Source organism: Paenisporosarcina sp. TG20, from assembly GCF_000286315.1.
Classification (GTDB): Bacteria; Bacillota; Bacilli; order Bacillales_A; family Planococcaceae; genus Paenisporosarcina.
In genome coordinates this window covers 1-1,245 of record NZ_ALJG01000059.1, presented here as the reverse complement: position 1 = coordinate 1,245, position 1,245 = coordinate 1, and the positions used below count along the sequence as shown (strand labels likewise).

General features: G+C 42.1%; 1 protein-coding gene. It reads right to left on the bottom strand.

Translation table 11 applies throughout. The annotated features are described in order from the left end of the window. Window positions 1-9: 9 nt before the first annotated feature. Window positions 10-1,146, bottom strand: a complete 1,137-nt coding sequence (locus B371_RS0100370) for an IS4 family transposase (protein WP_019412379.1) — start codon at window positions 1,144-1,146, stop codon at window positions 10-12. Window positions 1,147-1,245 lie beyond the last annotated feature (99 nt).

Below are 1,245 nucleotides of genomic sequence, written 5' to 3'. Positions count from 1 at the left end.
GCGTGTTGATTATCCACAAACAGGAAGAATATTTCCGTCGGATGCCCAATAATTATGCAGAAAGAAAGCCAGTTCATCCTTCCAAATAAACGGCAATGTGTCTTCCATTAGCATACGTAGAAAAGACGTGGGAGACAGTTTGGGTCTATGAATAGAGGACTTTGTCTGTTGATAGACCCATTCGATTAGTACATACGCAATCAATGCTGAAAAAAGCTGGTTGTAAACAGCATTTTCAGTCGTACCAAATAATACAGGGACATTTAGATTTTGTTTGATCCAACGAAAAAAAGATTCAATTCCCCAGCGTGCTTTGTACATGTCGGCGATTGTTTCAGCGGATACGTTGAACAGACTTGTCACTACACGGATTTCATGTCCGTCGTTGTCTTTAAAAAAGACCACACGATGACGTTTTACTGAACGCGATTGAATCGTGCCTAAAAGACAGGTGATGTCCCGCGTGACGTTAGAGTCCTTTGATAGCATGCGTCGCAATGATTTGATTCCGGATAATTCAATATTTTCTTTCATACGGATGACAAAATCCTGTTCGTCTAAAATAAATTGATCGATGCGTTTGATTTTAAAATAAGCCCGGTCTTCCACAAGCACAAAACGCTTATCTGTCAAACCTTCGCCTACAGGTCCGTCATGTTTTAAACCTATCGTTTCAATGACTTTCAATGGCATATTCGTTTCTGGAGTAAAGCTAACATGAAGTTTGATTCCCGAGCGTTCGCCGTGAAAAACTGCCCACGGAAGCCGCCCTTTTCCCACGGTTATCGTCGTCGAATCCACAAGCAGTAGCCGGTTGGGGATCTTTAGCGCACGCCGAGTCACTCGATTACACTTGCCCACAATCAGCGAGAAAACCTGCTTCATTAACTTATAATCAAGCTGACCAAGTTTTTTAGACAGCGTTGAATAATCGACGCTCACGAGGCCCGCGGAAGTGCCAACCTCTGAGCTGTGGCGAAGACTTTTCCATTCCGAGGCTGCCGCCGTAACAAGGTACTGGATTAGCGTTTTAACCGTCAATTTTCGTGCAGTATCTTCATATCCGATTAACTCAATTAGTGGTTTTAGCTCTTCATCGGTAATAAACTTTTGAATCAAATTCGGGAACATGGTATTCTGTTTCATAGGGAACGCCTCTTCTCGTAAATTGTTTGGTCGTACTTACATTTTACAAGAGAGCGTTCCTTTTTGGTATTCATTTATGGGATATTATTCATAATCAAC